The following is a 16,611-nucleotide window of genomic DNA, read 5'->3' as shown; positions in this document are numbered from 1 at the left end:
CGCACCGGCAGTCCGGCCATGCCGGCAGTTCGGCCACGCCGCCAGTTCGGCCGAACCGGCCAGCCAAGCCCGCTACGCGCTAGCGCCGGAAAGCCTCCTCCATGAGCGTGGCGGCCTCGGCGCGGTGCTGGCTGGCCATGCCGGCGGCGGTCGACGCCGCGGCGGGGCGAGAGATGCGCTTAATGCCGCGGTCGAGCTCCACGAACATGTCGAGGGCAAAGTGGGCCCACGCGCCCTGGTTGGCGGGCTCGTCCTGCACCCAGAAGACCTCGGCGTCTGGGTACTTGTCGAGTTCAGCCCGAACCTCGTCGACGGGGTTCGGGTACAGCTGCTCGATGCGGATGATGGCCGTCCGGTCGTCGTCGTTCTTGGCCCGTTGCTCAATCAGGTCGTAGTAGATGCGGCCGGTGCACAGAAGGACGCGATCCACGTCGCCGAGCTGCTGGGTTTCCCCGATGACCTTCTGGACGGTGCCGGAGGTGAAGTCCTCCAGCATGGAGTCGGCTCCCTTGCGGCGTAGCAGCTGCTTGGGTGTGAAGACGATCAGGGGCTTACGCGGCCGGCGGTAGGCCTGAGCGCGCAACATGTGGAAGTAGTTGGCTGGGGTCGAGGGCTGAACCACGATCATGTTTTCCTCGGCGCACAGCTGTAGGTAGCGTTCGATGCGGGCCGACGAGTGGTCCGGACCCTGGCCCTCGTAACCGTGCGGCAGGAGCAGCACGATCGAGGAGGACTGCTGCCACTTCTGCTCGGCGGAGGAGATAAATTCGTCGACGACGGTCTGGGCGCCGTTGGCGAAGTCGCCGAACTGGGCCTCCCACAGCACGAGGGCGTCCGGGCGCTGAACGGAGTAGCCGTATTCGAAGGCCATGATCGAGTACTCGGACAAGGCGGAGTCGTAGATCTTGAAGCGCGCCTGGTCCTCGGTCAGGCCCATGAGCGGGGTCCACTCTTCGCCGGTGGTGTGATCGTGAGCCACGGCTTGGCGCTGGGTGAAGGTACCGCGCCTCGAATCCTGACCGGACATGCGCACGGGCACGCCCTCGATGAGGAGGGAACCGAAGGCAAGGAGTTCGCCGAAGCCCCAGTCGATGTGGCCCTCGTGGGTCATAGTGTTGCGCTTCTCGAAGAGTTTCATGACTTTATCGTGCGGTGTGAAACCCTCTGGCGGGGTGATGTGGGCGCGTCCAATGCGCTGGAGGACTTCGGGGGCGACCGCCGTCGTCCAACCGACCATGACGCCGGCGTCTTCGCGCTGGGATTCCGGCTTGCCCAGGGAGTCGGCGGCGTCGGCCTCGTCGTGTTCGGGCTTGTTCTCGGCATCCCGAGCCTCGGCGAAGGCGTTTTCGAGGGTGGTGTGGAAGTCCTGCTCCACCTTCGCTGCTTCCTCGTCGGAGATGTCGCCGCGGCCGAGCAATGCCTCCTGGTAGAGCTGGCGTGTGGTGCGCTTTTCGTCCACGAGGGAGTACATGATCGGCTGGGTCATCGACGGGTCGTCGCCCTCGTTGTGCCCGCGCTTGCGGTAGCAGATGATGTCGAGGATGACGTCCTTCTTGAACTCCATGCGGTACTCGTAGGCCATGCGGGCCATGCGGCATACGGCCTCGGGGTCGTCGCCGTTGACATGGAAGATCGGAAGCTGCAGGCCCTTGGTGATGTCGGTCGTGTAGCGCGAGGATCGCGAGTTGGACGGGGCCGTAGTGAAGCCGATCTGGTTGTTGACGATGATGTGGAGCGTTCCGCCCGTGCGGTAGGCCGGCAGCTGCGACAGGTTGAGTACCTCGGTGACGACGCCCTGGCCGGAGAAGGCCGCATCGCCGTGGATGAGGATCGGCATGATTGCTGCGCCGTCCTCGTCGAGGTCGAGCTGGTCCTGCATCGCGCGCACGACTCCTTCAAGGACCCCGTCGGCGGCCTCCAGGTGGGAGGGGTTCGCCGCGAGGTAGACGCCCACCTGGTCGCCGCTGGCGGATGTGTAGGTTCCCTCGGTGCCGAGGTGGTACTTCACGTCACCCGAGCCTGGCTTCTTCGGATCGATGACGCCGTCAAACTCGCTGAAGACCTGCCCAAAGGACTTGCCGGCGATGTTGGTCAGCACGTTGAGTCGGCCACGATGGGCCATGCCGATGGCGACCTCGTGCAGGCCGTCGTCGGCGGCGCCGTTAAGGATGGAATCGAGCGCGGGGATGAGCGATTCGCCGCCTTCGAGGGAGAAGCGCTTCTGCCCGACGTACTTCGTCTGGAGGAAGACTTCAAAAGCCTCGGCCTCGTTAAGCTTCTTGAGGATGCGCAGGCGCTGATCGGCAGTGGTGGCCTCGACCTGGCGCTCGAGGCGCTCTTGGAACCACGTGCGCTGGACCGGATCCTGGATGTGCATGTACTCGATGCCGACGGTTCGGCAGTATGCCTGGCGTAGCTTGGCGAGGATGTCGCGTAGCGTCAGGTTGCTTGTTCCCGCGAAACCGCCGGTGGGGAAGGAGCGGTCGAGGTCCCACAGGCTCAGTCCGTAGGAGCCGATCTCGAGGTCCGGGTGGCGGCGCAGATGGAAGGAAAGCGGGTCGGTGTCCGCGATGAGGTGTCCGCGAGAGCGGTAGGCGTGGATGAGTTCAGCGATGCGCGCGGGCTTGCCGAGCTCCCGTTCGGCGTCGTACACAACGTCCTTTTCCCACACGATGGGGGTGTAGGGGACGCGCAGTGAGACGTAGACACGGTCGTAGAAGTCGTCGAGGCCGAGGAGCTTGGTTTCCATGAGGCGCAGGAAACGGCCGGAGGTCGCGCCTTGGATGACGCGGTGGTCGTAGGTAGAGCCGATGTGGACGACCTTGGAGATGCCCAGGCGTGCGATCGTCTCTTCCGAGGTGCCTTGGAACTCGGGCGGGTAGGTCATGGATCCCACGCCCACGATGAGGCCCTGGCCCATCATGAGGCGGGGCACGGATTCGGTGGTGCCGATGCCGCCGGGGTTGGTGAGTGTGGCGGTGGTGCCTTGGTAGTCCTCGATGGTCAGTTTGTTCTGGCGGCCACGATCGACGAGGTCTTCGTAGGCGGCGATGAACTCGGAGAAGGTCATCGTCTCGGCGGCCTTGATGGAGGGCACGACGAGGGTTCTGGTCCCGTCCGGTTTGGCGACGTCGATCGCGATGCCGAGGTTGACGTGCTTGGGCTCAACGAGGGCGGGCTTGCCGTCCTCAAGTGCGTAGGCGACGTTCATCTCCGGCATCTCGGCCAGCGACTCGACCATGGCGTAGGCGATGAGGTGGGTGAAAGAAATCTTTCCGCCGCGAGTGGCCGCCAGGTAGCGGTTGATGACCGCGCGGTTGTCGAACATGACGCGCGCGGGCAGGGCGCGTAGCGAGGTGGCGGTGGGAATGGAGAGGGAGGCGTCCATGTTCTTAGCCAGCCCGCGGTCGCCGCCCTTGAGGGGCGTGACGTCCTTCGCCTTGGGATTCATGTCCTCTTCGGCCGTGGCCGGGCGTAGCGAGTAGGACTTGGCGTAGGGAGTGATCGCGGGTGAGGCGGCGGCGCGAGGCTGAGGGGGCAGGTCGGAACGGGTGACGTTCGTCGACGGCGTCGAGGCGCGGTCCGATTGGGAGTGGACGGCTCGCTGTGCGGGGGTGACTTCCTTCGCTGGCTTCTCGGCGGATTGCTCGATGGTGGCGGGCTTGCGGCCCTCGGCTTCCCAGGCGCGGAACATCTGGGCCCATTGGGGGCCGACGCCCTCCTTGTTGTCTAGGTATGCCGCGTAGAGTTCTTCGATAAATCCCTGGTTGGCGCCGAAATCATCGGAGTTGGTTGACGACACTGTCTTGCCTCACTTGTTCGTTGGACGAGTTATAGAGTCAAGCCTAGTGACCTTTGCCTCGTTAGGGGGAGCAAAGTCCCGAAATAGACATCAAATTGGGTTGTTTTTGCTCGCAGAATTCTCTTAGTGTCAAGAAAACTCCTGAGATCGTTCAAGATTTGTTTTTCGTCGACGCCGTCTGCTCTCGCCACGCGTGGAGGGTGCGTTACGATGTTTCCTATGAATGAACGCGGGGTGAGTTTTGGCCACTGATTTAGTCCTGCTTGGAATCGCTCTCCTTCTTATCGCTGGAAACGCACTTTTCGTTGCGGCCGAATTTTCACTCGTCGCCCTTGATCCGGCAACGATTGACGACCGTGCGAAGTCGGGCGACAGTAAGGCTCAGCGCGTGCGCAAGGCTCTCCACCACCTTTCGCTCCAGCTATCGTCCAGCCAGGTTGGAATCACACTGACCACAATTCTCTTGGGATATGTGGCCACCCCGCCCCTCCAACACCTCTTTTCGGCAGTGTTGGAAGATCAAGGAATGGCGAAGGCCGCCGCGGTGGGTACGGCTGCCACGATCGCGTTTGTTCTGATCAATCTTTCTTCGATGCTGTTCGGCGAATTGATTCCGAAGAACATGGCGTTGGCCGAGCCGCTGAATACGGCGGCATTCGTGTCCTGGCCGCTGCGGGCCTTTACCACGTTGTTCAAGCCAATCATTGTGGCGTTGAACGGCACGGCCAACTGGCTACTGCGAAAGATGGGGATCGAGCCGGCCGAGGAGCTGTCCGGGGCGCGTTCTGCCACCGAGCTGTCGGCCCTGGTTCGTCACTCGGCGGAGGAGGGTACGTTGGACGTGTCCACGGCCCGGCTGTTGACCCGCTCGATCGACATGGGCGCACTGACCGCCGTGGACGTCATGACTGATCGCGGCCGAGTTAAAACCCTTCACGAGGAGGACACCGCCGCCGACGTCATCACCCTTGCCCGGGAGACCGGTCACTCTCGTTTCCCCGTCGTTGGCGACGACCTTGACGATATTCGTGGCTTTGTGCACTTGCGCCGCGCAGTGGCGATCCCTTTCCAGGCGCGTAGCCAGGTCCGCGTGACGTCTTCCTCACTGCTTGTGGAACCGACCCGGGTTCCGGAAACTATCGAGCTCGCCCCGCTGCTCGTGCAGCTGCGTGCCGAGGGGCTTCAGATGGCGGTCGTCGTCGACGAATATGGTGGGACGTCGGGGATCGTCACCCTTGAAGACGCCGTCGAAGAGATCGTGGGGGACGTGGCTGACGAGCACGATCGGCGTCGTGTGCGTACGCGAATTGTCTCGGGAGGGGAGTGGATGATACCGGGCCTCATGCGCCCTGACGAGGTCAGGCGCGAACTCGGGCTTGACGTGCCGGACGAGGGCCCGTGGGAGACCGTTGGAGGCTGGATCATGGCCCGCCTCGGACGTATTCCAGACGTGGGCGACGAGGTGTGCGAGGCGGGCGTGCGCGCCGTCGTCGCGACCATGGACGGCCGGCGCGTTGAGCAGGTGCGTATTTCTGGGGTGGAAGACGAATGAGTATCGGTAGTGCACTACTCGTGACGGCCCTGCTGCTGGCGGCCAACGCCTTCTTCGTCGGGGCTGAGTTCGCGGTCATGGGCGCGCGGCGCTCGCGAGTCGAGCCGCTCGCCGACGCAGGAAAGAAGTCGGCGCAGACGGTGATCTACGCGCTGGAAAACGTGACTCTCATGCTGGCCACGTGTCAGCTGGGCATTACGCTCGCCTCGGTGGCACTCGGTGCCATCTCTGAGCCGGCCATCGCCCACTGGATCGAGGGCCCGCTCAACGCTGTTGGCGTGCCGAGTTCGCTGCTCCACCCGATTGCGATCGTGATAGCGCTGGGCGGCGTGGTCTATCTGCACGTGGTACTTGGCGAGATGGTTCCGAAGAACATCGCTGTGACGACGCCGGAGCGGGCGGCCTACATCCTCGTGCCCCCGCTTGTGGTGGTCTCGAAGATTTTTCATCCCGTGGTCTTCTCGCTCAACTGGTTCGCCAACCACATCATCCGCGTGTTTGGTATGGAACCCAAGGACGAGGTGGGGGCCGCGTTCACCGTGGACGAGGTCGCATCAATCGTGGAGGCCTCCAAGCAGGCAGGCGTCCTCGACGCCGACGTGGGCCTGATTTCCTCTGCACTGGAGTTTTCCGAGTATAGTGCCGGTGACCTCATGGTTCGTACCGAGGAGCTGGTGACGGTTAGCCCGCTGATCACCCCGGACGAGTTGGAGGCCGAGATCGCCCAACAGGGTTTTTCGCGCTACCCCGTCCGGGTTAAAGATGAGCTTGTGGGATACATCCATATTAAGGACGTCATCGACGTGGCCCCCGAGCGGCGCCACGAGCCACTCGCCCCCTGGAAGATTCGTCAGTTGTCTTTGGTGGACTCTTACGACGAGGTGGAAACCGCCCTGCGTTCGATGCAGAAGGACGGCACGCATCTAGCGGCCGTGTCCGTCGATGGAAGGGTGGAGGGTGTCCTCTTTCTCGAGGACATCCTTGAGGAGCTCATCGGCGAGGTGCGCGACGCGATGCAGAAATAGCCGAATTCTGCGACCGTCTGAGGGCGAATGTAGGCAGTGGCTGACGTCATAGCGATCTGCGTGCCCGGGGTGTGGAAAGAGGTAGCAGTTTCGTTATCAAACCGTTATTCTTGAGTGAGTCGGCGGGTTGTCCGACATATTGATTTTTCATGTCACACCAAGGAGATGCGGGATTGTCTGAGCCCACTGCAACGCGCCCATCCCGCCGGCAGTTGCGTTTAGATCGCGAAGCGAAGCTGCGCGCCGAAGCAACTCAAGGCCTCCCTTGTGAAACCGTAGAATTCGCCGCGGTCGGCTCGGCAACGGCGCACGTACCAGATCCCGCCCCGTGGCAGTCGGCATCCCGCAGGCAGAGTGCTTCGTCGTCGTGGATTGATCGTGTGCGTGCGCGCATGACCGTACCGACGGCCGGTGCTGCCGCCCTTGGCCTCGTGGTTGCTTCGACGACTGCCAGTGGTGTTATCTTCGCCGGCCCAAATAGCGCCTCCGCCGTCCAAGGGGTGTCGTTGCTGGCGGCGACTTCCATTGTGACTCCTGAACCTGCCGTCCCGGATTCGTTGAAGAAGATGAGCGGCGCGGCCGATTCTGCCCGCTACCGTAGTTTCGAGCGGGTCTTTTCTGGCAAGGCTGCCCAGTGTGGGGTCCGTAGCAGTGCAAACTCCCTTGTCTCCGCCTTTGCGGCTGACGAAAACCTCGTCGTCCATCCGATGGCGAAGGGCACCTTCCGCGTCACTTCGCCCTTCGGCTGGCGGTCGGATCCGTTTACGGGGCTGAGCTCCTTCCATCTCGGTGTGGACTACGCCGGCCCGATTGGCACCCCTATCTACGCCATGGCTGATGGTGAGGTCATCTACGCGGGCGAAGGGATTGAAGGGCGCTCGTCGAACGTCGTCGTCGTGAGCCACGAGATTAACGGAGAAAAGTATTCCACTTGGTATGTTCACATGTACGCGGACGGAGTGTACGTGAAGAAGGGCGAGAAGGTCAGGGCCGGCCAGCTCATTGCGGGGGTCGGATCCGAGGGGCACTCGACCGGTCCGCACCTGCACTTTGAGGTCCACAAGGGCCACGAGCTCTACGGCGTCAAGCAGGAAGATATTCTTGACCCCGAGGTCGCACTTGTCGATTTGGGTGCGATCGACGTTTCGGAGCTCTGCTAGCTTTTTTACTGTGGGGCCAGTCCTCACGGTGGTGCAATGATGAATCGCGAACGTTTGTGGAAAATCGGGGAAAAGCCGGTTGTCCTCGCCCACCGTGGCGGTGGCAACGAAGTTCCAGAGAATTCGATTGACGCCTTCCGCTTCATGCGAGAGCGCGGTTTTCGTTTCGTTGAGACAGACTGCCACGCGACGAAAGACGGCGTCGTCGTCATCTTCCACGATCCGATTCTTGAAAGGACGACGGACGGCCGCGGAAAAATCTCGCGGTGGACGTGGCGTGACCTGCGCGAGGTGCGTGACGAGTCGGGACATCGGATCGTGCGCCTTGATGAACTGCTCGAAGAGTTCCCAGACATGATTTTCAACATCGACGCCAAGCACAACGGCGTGGCCCGGCCAATGGCGGAGATTATTTCTCGCCACGGCGCCATCGACCGCGTGAGTTTGGCATCCTTTTCGGAGACGAGGTTGCGCTATATTCGGCGCCTACTGCCGGGTGTTCGATCGTCAATGGGCACCTCGGCGATCGCTCGGCTCGTGTTGGCCTCGAACGGCCCGACGTCGATGCGCCGTGCAGCCCTTTATCGGATGCCGGGCCCGGAGCAGGGCGTCGAGTGTATTCAGGTGCCCGAGCTGTTTAGGTCGGTACGCATCATCAACGGCGCGTTCGTTGCGCTTGCACACTCGCGTGGACTTGCGGTGCACGTGTGGACCGTCAACGAGGAACGCGTTATGCGCAAGCTTCTCGACTTGGGCGTTGACGGATTGATTACTGACGAACCGACGCAGGCTCGAAGCGTTATCGACGAGATGTTCGGTGGCGGGGACTAGCTCGGCGTTTGCACTAGCCCCAGAGCTTGTTGCTCGGCGGGGACTGCCGGCATGCCTCCGCCAGCTCCGCGCCCTCGGGTGTGTTCTCATCCTTGAGAGCACGATACTCGGGTTTCTTTGCCCAGTCGAACACCGGGTGCCAGACATCGCCTCCCGAAAGGCCCGCTTCGATGAATGCGCGTTCCTCGGGAATAGTGTCTTTGTCGATGGAGACGCCGAAGGACTCGACGCAAGGGACGTAATAATCGACCAGGTATTCGTAGTCGACTTTCCACTGGTCTGCTCCCCATTGCTGAGTATACTTCGCGTCTACGGGGTATTGGGCGGTGCAATCAGATCGAACTTTTGCCCAGGCCTTATTTTGCTCGTCAGCTAGGTCCTCTGTGACGACGATGCCACCCGTCGAGGTGCTGGGGAAGCCATGCTCAGTGAGGCACTGTGCGGCAAGTGGGCCAGAATCCTCGAGGGAAACTCTCCGTACAAGCGGTGGGAGTTCAGCTTCGGAGGCAGGCTCCGGCAAGTTGTGAATCCGCAGAATTTGAGCCACTTGCTCAAGCCGCGATTGACTCTGCTGTTGCTCAGTGATGGGGCCGCTCGTGGGGGTAACCGAGGGTGACCACGCGGTGACGTCCCGCGGGTTCTTGGGCTGGGGTGCGCTCGGCGCGCTCTTGCCCGAACCCGCGCACCCCACCAGAGTCGCCAATGCTACAGACAACGCGGCACCCAGTAGCATCCAGCGCCGCGAGGACCGAAAGGCGTTAAGCGACATGAGTCATCCGATCTACGCTATCAGCGTGGGTTGCAGAAGCCAGCAGCGGTACGCAGGCTAGCGCTTTCGGCGTACCAGAAGGCTCGTGAGAGACTGGTGTCAATGTCGAAACGAGGGTGACCGGTGCCGCTTTTGATCGTGGAGCCAACCTTCAAATACATAAAGTTGGTTGGAACTCGCTGCTCTGAATAGGCGGATATCGCTCCTACTACGAGAGCTGGACATTGGGCAGTACCGCTTCGGGAGGCCGCCGCTGCCGGCGTAGCTAGACTGATGGTCAGTACACATGATGCGGCTAGAGCGGCAAGGGGCTTTTTAAACTGCATGGGGGTATCCTGTGATCTCTTGCTGCTATCAAGTGTAATCATGATAACATTGTCAACTAGATTTGTCTCTGGTTCTAGCTATTATTTCTGATGTGGGAATGTCTTTAAGTAGCACGAAAGGATGAGATCGTGCGGCGAATGATCATGTTTACGGCGGCCGTCGTCGTTGCCGCCCTCATTGGTCTTGGCGCGGGGTACATTTTCTTTAAGGACGGCACCACGGCACCGTCTGAGGCTGCTCCTGCAACGGTCACAGTAGAAACTGGGAACGTGGGGCGCAGCCTCAACTATGCTGCCAGCGTCGCTATGGACAGCCGCGCCCTTGCCACCAACGTGCTTGCCGGAGTGGTGACATTCGTGTCCTCGGACACGACGTTTTCCTCTGGTCACACCCTCTATGAGGTGGGAAAGATTCCCGTCGTCGTCGTGGAAGGACGCGTCCCCTTCTATCGGGAGCTGTCACGTGGCATGAAGGGCGCTGACGTCAAGCAACTCAACGCGTTCCTCGGTGTGCTCGGCTTTCCGGGTGCAGTGGATGACACGTTTGGCCCGCGCACCGAACTAAACGTGCGCCAGTGGCAGAAGAATACCGGCCAGCCTGAGACGGGTAAGGTACCTCTCGGCCAGCTCGTGGCCAGCCCGAGTCTGCCCGCCCACCTCACCTTTGACCTGAAGATTTTGCACACGGGGGCGCTACTGGCCGGGGGCGAGGCGCTGGTGTCTGTGCCCAGTGGCGAGCCACGCGTCTTCCTCGCGCTCAACGAATCTCAGCAAGTCCTGCTACCCGCAGGGGCCAAAGTGCAGCTCACGAGCGGCGAGCAAAAGTGGAGCGGCGAGGTCGGTGTGAGTCGGAAGAACGAGCAATCCTTCACATACGAAGTTGACATCCGCGGCGTCGGCGGCGGCGCGCTATGTACAGATGACTGCGCGGGGATCGTACCAGGTACCGACTTGCAGGCAACTATCGACGTCGTCCCCCAGGTCTCCGGCCCGCTCGTGCCGCGTTCGGCCATCATGACAGACGCCGTAGGAACTACTTATATCATCGATGCGTCAGGTTTACGCCACGATGTGAAGGTCTTGGGCGCCTCCCAAGGCGTCGTCGTCGTGGAGGGGATTGACGCGGGAAGTCAGATCCGCGTCTTTGGCGAGGATAGCTGATGGGACTGCGTGTCGATGACCTGAGCTTCCGGTACACCAAGACGAACACGGACGTCTTTACCGGCCTGACTTATAGCTTTCACCCAGGAGCGATCACGGCCCTGACCGGCCCGTCCGGATGCGGAAAATCTACGTTGCTCTACGTGCTTGGCTTGATGCTCAGACCGACAGCGGGGCGAGTCTCGTTCGCCGAAAAGTCGATTAGCACCCTGAGTGATTACGCGCGAAGCCAGTTTCGAGCCACCAACATCGGCTTTGTTTTCCAAGACTCTGAGCTGGATCCCTTCGCCACAATCCTCGATTCAGTCCTCGAACCGGGATTGTATACGGGCCGTCCCTACGCGCAATTGCGCACCCGTGGGCAGGAACTATTAGAGCAGGTGGGATTGTCCGAGTTTGCCAACCAGCGTCCCACCCAGATTTCAGGAGGTCAGGGGCAGCGTGCGGCAATGGCCAGGTCGCTCATCAACGACCCGGCTATCATCCTCGCCGATGAGCCCACCGGCAACCTGGATCGTGACAATGCCACGATTATCCTCGAGCTCCTGCGCAATGCGGCGCTGGCGGGGCGAACCGTCGTCGTTGCCACGCACGATCCGTTCGTGAAAGACGCTTGCGATGACGTGTACGACGTGGGGAAGGAAACCGCGTGAAAGGCCTTCACATCGTGCGCGAGGCCTGGCGGGATACCTGGCGGCAAATCATTCCGACCCTGCTTCTATTTGTCGTGTCCATCGGCGCGACGCTCGGCGCGCTACTGACAGCCGGACAGCAAGTAGCTCAACAACAAATCCTGCACAATCAGCTCAAAGACCCGGCAGCGCGATTCGTCATGATTCGCGATCCCAGTGGCGAACTACTCAACAGGCAAATCCTTACACTCCTGCAAAACACGAGCGGGGTCGAAAGTGCGATTGGCGTAGGTGAAGTGCTCGAAGTCGAGTCGCTTGGAGCGAAGATCACCGCGTGGGCAGTGACGGACAGTGCTGTTGCTATCGAGACGACGCGGGGACGCGCGCTCACTGCTGGCGAGGGCGTCATCGACGAATCTCTTCTTAGCAAGATCGGATGGGATGTACCTTCCGGGGCGGTGTATGCCGCAGCTCAGCGCGAGATTGCCGTAGTCGCCGGGGGAAAGACTCGGCCTGGCTTTAGCTTCTTTGCCGACGCCGTGCTCGTCCACCAGCCCCAGCTCGAAAACATGCGAGCAATTGCCATCATGGCTGAGCGCCTGGTGGACGTGCCGACCATCCAAGCAGCCATACACACCTACACCGACGCTGCTCCAGGCAAACTGACCTTCGAAAGCTCGGGGCTGTCCATCGTTGATAGAGTCACATCGGGGGATTTTGCTCGGTACACCCGATCAATTCTCTTCACCGTTGTGGGCCTTGGCACCTTCCTTACCGCCGTCGTCTCCCTGGCTTATGTGTTGCTCTATCGGCGCGCCCTTGGCCGGCGTCGTGCACTGGGAATAACCCGGATTGATTTGGCGGCGTTGACGCTGATCAGGATGGCCGCGCCCAATCTTATCGGGGCCGTCAGCGGGGCAATCGTCGCCGACGTTGTGGCACGAATCTGGCTGAGCCCGATTCCGCTTCCTTTCACGGTGGCGGTCGTACTCATCTTGGTGATCACCTCGGGTTTTGCTGCACTTGTGCCGATCGCCTGGGCAGTGAACCGTGACCCGGTGGCGATCCTTCGCACGGCGTAGCTTGGCAGTCGCGAGGCTTGGGGGGGGAACTACGAGGAGATCCGAGCCCGGCCTACTAGTGCACCCGCCGAGGGAGAGGCTAATCGCGTCAATTGCGCTGGGACTATCCATCCGCTTGCTGAGATAGCCCCCTTCATCAGGGCAAACACTGACGCTGAAAACACACACTAGCCGATAGGTAAAATCTCACTGACGCCACTGTGCGCCGCGGCTCTCGTGGGCGACCTCGAGAGATCGAAGACCCTCTCGCCGACAAGTATCCGAGAATGACCCTACTTATCTCTGCGCCGGATCCACCGAAGCACTGCTACGATCAAAACCACGCAGGTAACGGCCATGAGGACAACGATTCCCCAGAACCATATGTCGGCGCTAGCAGGGATGCTCGGGCTAAATGTTGAAAGACGCATTCACTTTCACCTCCCTATCTTCGTTCTAAAGCCAACCGTCGGTCTGTCGTTGGCAATAATCAACTCCACCTTGCCTGTGGCGGAGACAGCAGAAATAGTCCACCTGAAGTGATAGGTTACTTGTGCTGGTTGTTCAGCAGTTTCATGTAAAGAAGTATACGCGACATAGGGTGTGTCACAGACAAATCCTGCGCACTGTTGGAAAGGAGCATAATGAGCAGTAATTGAATCATAATCGCCATTGATAATTTGATAATTCGCACCGAAACCAGCCTGGATAGTACCAGTTGACCCAAATACGGTGCAGTTCCTGTACACCGCATATCCCGAACCACTTTTGACTTGGCAGTTGGTAGGTGCCGCTCGCAGTGTAATACTGGCGGGTCTTGTAGTGGACATGCCGGGGAACGATGCTGTGTTGAATTCTCCCGAGGATGTTTGAATTGCTGTTATTAAAATAGAACCATCGGGGTATGTGGCAACCGTCTCTAGATTTCCATTTCTCTGAAGTGTTTCTACATGAGTGGGATTAATATCTCCGCGATCAGCATCCGTCATCTCTCCGGCCCCAATCTTTGCGAGTAGAGAATGCTGTACATGCGCAGATACTTCATGTGTCTGCCAGAATTCTGTCAATCTATCGACATCGTCTTGGGTAAGTTGCGGATGCATTGAAGCCTGAGCAGGGGGTGCACCCACAATGAGAATCAGTAGGAACGCCGAGAGCCCCCCAATAATTTCCGACCTTTCATAGTGTGTCTCCTTTCAACCAGAGGTGTGGTGTTTATCATATCCTGCCCTGTTGAAGGGGTCAATGAGAACACGTATTTTGCGAGCTTTCAGCGGTCCGGTTCCGAAAGTCTATATAACTGTGCTGTCATTGCGGCTGGCTGTACACCGCGGAGATCCTTGTAAAGCTTGCGGTGTACGAGGTACTTCATGGTGAGGGCAATGTAGTCTTATGTTTGGGGTAGGCGAAAGTCCTATCGTGCCCGATATCGTGACGAGCCGTCCGCCCATCTCCGTCACGTGCACATCCACCGTGAAAATCTCCTCCAGTATTTGTAGGCGCTCAACGGTGCAGATCGTGCGGCTACCCGCCGCACCTGTGCCGATCGCCTGGGCGGTTAGCCATGACCCGGTGGCGATCCTGTGCACGGCGTAGCTCATCGTCGAAATCGGGAATCCTCGTTCCTAGCTGGATTCTGTCAAGAATCTCCCTGATGGCTGTGTTGGTGAAAGGCCGATAGCTATGGGAATCACCTGGATACGGGTATTCTTCCCTGGTGTTTAACTGAGCTTTGCCCTACCTAGTCTCTCACTCGCATGCGATGCCGTCACCGTCACGGTCCAGTTTCTTAGAATAACCAGGATCTCCTACGTGAAGCGGGGCTACTCCAGCAGCGCGAGCTTCCTTACAATTGTTGTAATGGGCAGCAGGTTTGGGTGCGGGCTTGGGTGCAGGTTTGGGTGCGGGCTTGGGTGCAGGTTTGGGTGCGGGCTTGGGTGCGGGCTTGGGTTGGGATGTCGGCTCAGATGTTGGTTTTTCGGGCGCTGGCTTCATAAATCCCAGCGGGTGACTGGTTGTTACGGGCGTGGGAGACGGAGTCTGGGTGGTCACGGTTGGTGCGGGAGTCGGTGACGGAGTGGTTTTGACAGTAGCTTCTCTGGATATCGTAGGCATGGTGGTCGGATCGTCGGCGTTGGGGACCTCGCAGGCCGTAACCAAGAAAAGGAGAACTATGGCTACAGAAGTGCTTACAGTGCGGATGGAAGCTCGATAACCAGAAAATGAACCAATGTGCATAGATCGACTCCTTAAACAATGTGCGTGGAAAAGAAGTGTCGTTTCAGTATTCTAAATAATTCGACAGTGAAATATGCTGAAATTTGGAATATGAGTCCCAGAGTGCCACGAATGCGTAACTAATCCCCGCCGCGGTTTTTGTTGCCGTGGCGGGGATTTGTGTGAGTACCCCGAACAGGATTCGAACCTGCGACCTTCTGCTCCGGAGGCAGACGCTCTATCCCCTGAGCTATCGGGGCCCAGCGAATCGTCAGTCTAACATCTGCCACCCCATAGAATCGAATCGTCCGCGTGCGATCTTGCGTGGTGGAGAACTGAGTATTCGAAACGCGGAACAAATTGGGCGCTTCGGCGTGCCCCGGTATGCTTGGGGCATGACTCCTGAAGAACTCTCTGCCTTTATCCGTACGTCACTTGAACAGGCGATCGCCGCCGGTGAAGTTAACTTGGACCCGGCCGATCTGCCGGAAGTGAAGGTTGAGCGCCCGCGTAGCCGTGAGCATGGGGATTGGGCCACGAATGTGGCCATGCAATTGGCGAAGAAGGCGGGTACCAACCCGCGCGCGCTTGCGGAGATTCTTGCTGCACGCATCAAGCAGTCGGATGCGATCTCAAACGTTGAAATCGCGGGTCCGGGCTTTATGAACATTAAGCTCAACGCTGCAGCTGCGGGCGAACTTGCCCGTGCGATTGTCGAGGCGGGCCAGGCATTCGGCACCAGCGAGGCGCTGGCCGGGTCGACGATCAACCTTGAATACGTCTCGGCGAACCCTACCGGTCCGATTCACGTTGGCGGCGCCCGCTGGGCGGCCGTGGGCGATTCCCTAGCGCGAATCCTGACGGCGAGTGGTGCGCAGGTTGTGCGCGAATATTACTTCAATGACCATGGTGCTCAGATTGATCGCTTCTCGAAGTCGCTCGTGGCACGAGCCCGCGGCGAGGAAGCGCCGGAGGACGGATACGGCGGCCAGTACATCGCGGACATTGCCGCACAAGTAGTGGCGGACGCCGTCGCGGACGGCCAACCAGATCCAACTCATCTTCCCGACGACGAGGCGCGCGAAGTATTCCGCGAGCGCGGCGTCAACCTCATGTTCGATGCCATTAAGGAAGAGATGCGTGACTTCCGGGTGGAATTCGATGTCTATTTCCACGAGGACACTCTTCACGAGTCTGGTGCGGTGGACGCCGCGATCGGGCGCCTGCGTGAGGCGGGCGTCATCTTCGAGCAGGATGGGGCTACGTGGATCCGTACGACGGACTATGGTGATGACAAGGACCGCGTGATCATTAAGTCAGACGGTGATGCGGCATACTTCGCTGGCGATATCGCCTACTACCTGGATAAGCGTAACCGCGGTGCCGACAACGTCATCATCATGCTCGGTGCGGACCACCACGGATACATTGGCCGCATGTACGCCATGGCGCGCGCATTCGGTGATACGGCCGGCCCGGGCGAGAACCTCGAGCTTCTCATTGGCCAGCTGGTCAGCCTCGTTCGTGACGGTGAGCCGGTGAAGATGAGTAAGCGTGCAGGCACGATCGTCGTTCTTTCGGACCTCATGGAGGCCGCGGGTGTAGATGCTTCGCGGTATTCGTTGGTGCGTGCGGCGATGGATTCCCCTCTCGAGATCGATCTAGGCGTCATCACGTCCAACACGAACGAAAATCCGGTGTACTACGTACAGTACGCTCACGCTCGTACCTGTGCAGTGGACCGCAATGCCGCCGAGCATGGCGTGACGCGCGATGCCTTTGACCCGGCCCTCCTTGACAGCGACGCCGACGAGGAGTTGCTGGCCACGCTAGCGCAGTACCCGGTTGTCGTCGCTCAGGCGGCCGAGCTTCGCGAGCCGCATCGCGTGGCACGTTACCTCGAGGAGCTGGCCGGAAAGTACCACTCGTGGTACGGCGTCTCGCGCGTGACCCCGCGTGGCGATGACCCGGTGACCGCCCTGCATCAGACCCGTCTGTGGCTGAACGACGCCGCCGGGCAGGTTCTCGAAAACGGTCTTGGCCTGCTCGGCGTGAGTGCGCTGGAGAGGATGTAA

General features: G+C 60.2%; 12 protein-coding genes and 1 tRNA gene. 8 read left to right on the top strand and 5 right to left on the bottom strand.

Going from position 1 to position 16,611, the window contains the following annotated elements:
• Nucleotides 1-79: 79 nt before the first annotated feature.
• Nucleotides 80-3,802 carry a multifunctional oxoglutarate decarboxylase/oxoglutarate dehydrogenase thiamine pyrophosphate-binding subunit/dihydrolipoyllysine-residue succinyltransferase subunit gene (locus tag HLG82_RS07280; RefSeq protein WP_193326197.1) on the bottom strand — a complete coding sequence of 1,241 codons (3,723 nt, stop codon included), beginning with the start codon at nucleotides 3,800-3,802 and terminating at the stop codon, nucleotides 80-82.
• Nucleotides 3,803-4,043: 241 nt separating this feature from the next.
• On the opposite strand from HLG82_RS07280, the gene HLG82_RS07275 reads away from it, so the two are divergent.
• The 4 genes from HLG82_RS07275 (at nucleotide 4,044) to HLG82_RS07260 (ending at nucleotide 8,370) form a co-directional block, all read left to right on the top strand.
• On the top strand, nucleotides 4,044-5,354 hold the full coding sequence (locus tag HLG82_RS07275) for a hemolysin family protein (protein ID WP_193326196.1): 1,311 nt from the start codon (nucleotides 4,044-4,046) through the stop codon (nucleotides 5,352-5,354).
• Complete coding sequence (locus tag HLG82_RS07270) at nucleotides 5,351-6,379, top strand: hemolysin family protein (RefSeq protein ID WP_193326195.1); 1,029 nt, start codon at nucleotides 5,351-5,353, stop codon at nucleotides 6,377-6,379. Before HLG82_RS07275 ends, HLG82_RS07270 begins: the two co-directional genes overlap by 4 nt.
• Before the next feature lie 392 nt (nucleotides 6,380-6,771).
• On the top strand, nucleotides 6,772-7,539 hold the full coding sequence (locus HLG82_RS07265; protein WP_193326194.1) for a M23 family metallopeptidase: 768 nt from the start codon (nucleotides 6,772-6,774) through the stop codon (nucleotides 7,537-7,539).
• A 36-nt stretch (nucleotides 7,540-7,575) separates the two neighbouring features.
• Nucleotides 7,576-8,370 carry a glycerophosphodiester phosphodiesterase family protein gene (locus tag HLG82_RS07260; RefSeq protein WP_246462372.1) on the top strand — a complete coding sequence of 265 codons (795 nt, stop codon included), beginning with the start codon at nucleotides 7,576-7,578 and terminating at the stop codon, nucleotides 8,368-8,370.
• 13 nt (nucleotides 8,371-8,383) lie between these two features.
• On the opposite strand, the gene HLG82_RS07255 is transcribed toward HLG82_RS07260, so the two are convergent.
• Nucleotides 8,384-9,139, bottom strand: a complete 756-nt coding sequence (locus HLG82_RS07255; RefSeq protein WP_193326193.1) for a hypothetical protein — start codon at nucleotides 9,137-9,139, stop codon at nucleotides 8,384-8,386.
• A gap of 464 nt (nucleotides 9,140-9,603) precedes the next feature.
• On the opposite strand from HLG82_RS07255, the gene HLG82_RS07250 reads away from it, so the two are divergent.
• The 3 genes from HLG82_RS07250 to HLG82_RS07240 are packed head-to-tail and all read left to right on the top strand — an operon-like array spanning nucleotide 9,604 to nucleotide 12,340.
• A complete protein-coding gene (locus tag HLG82_RS07250) occupies nucleotides 9,604-10,626 on the top strand; it encodes a peptidoglycan-binding domain-containing protein (protein WP_255313960.1) in 1,023 nt (340 codons plus the stop codon).
• On the top strand, nucleotides 10,626-11,279 hold the full coding sequence (locus HLG82_RS07245) for an ABC transporter ATP-binding protein (RefSeq protein WP_193326191.1): 654 nt from the start codon (nucleotides 10,626-10,628) through the stop codon (nucleotides 11,277-11,279). Before HLG82_RS07250 ends, HLG82_RS07245 begins: the two co-directional genes overlap by 1 nt.
• On the top strand, nucleotides 11,276-12,340 hold the full coding sequence (locus tag HLG82_RS07240; protein WP_193326190.1) for a hypothetical protein: 1,065 nt from the start codon (nucleotides 11,276-11,278) through the stop codon (nucleotides 12,338-12,340). The genes HLG82_RS07245 and HLG82_RS07240 overlap by 4 nt, the downstream gene beginning before the upstream one ends.
• A 416-nt stretch (nucleotides 12,341-12,756) precedes the next feature.
• Here the strand turns inward: HLG82_RS07240 and HLG82_RS07235 are convergent, their stop codons facing one another.
• From HLG82_RS07235 to HLG82_RS07225, 3 genes are all read right to left on the bottom strand, one after another.
• The gene (locus HLG82_RS07235) at nucleotides 12,757-13,422 is read right to left on the bottom strand and encodes a hypothetical protein (protein ID WP_193326189.1); all 666 of its coding nucleotides are present in this window, start codon (nucleotides 13,420-13,422) and stop codon (nucleotides 12,757-12,759) included.
• Nucleotides 13,423-14,068: 646 nt separating this feature from the next.
• Nucleotides 14,069-14,314, bottom strand: coding sequence for an excalibur calcium-binding domain-containing protein (locus HLG82_RS07230; protein ID WP_246462374.1), 246 nt, complete (start codon nucleotides 14,312-14,314; stop codon nucleotides 14,069-14,071).
• Between the two features lie 409 nt (nucleotides 14,315-14,723).
• Nucleotides 14,724-14,796, bottom strand: a tRNA-Arg gene (locus HLG82_RS07225).
• Between the two features lie 135 nt (nucleotides 14,797-14,931).
• Between HLG82_RS07225 and argS the strand changes: the two genes are divergently transcribed.
• Nucleotides 14,932-16,611, top strand: a complete 1,680-nt coding sequence (gene argS, locus HLG82_RS07220; protein WP_193326187.1) for an arginine--tRNA ligase — start codon at nucleotides 14,932-14,934, stop codon at nucleotides 16,609-16,611.

Origin of the sequence: Trueperella pecoris (genome assembly GCF_014926385.1) — a bacterium.
Classification (GTDB): Bacteria; Actinomycetota; Actinomycetes; order Actinomycetales; family Actinomycetaceae; genus Trueperella; species Trueperella pecoris.
This window is presented reverse-complemented; position numbering and strand designations above follow the sequence as displayed.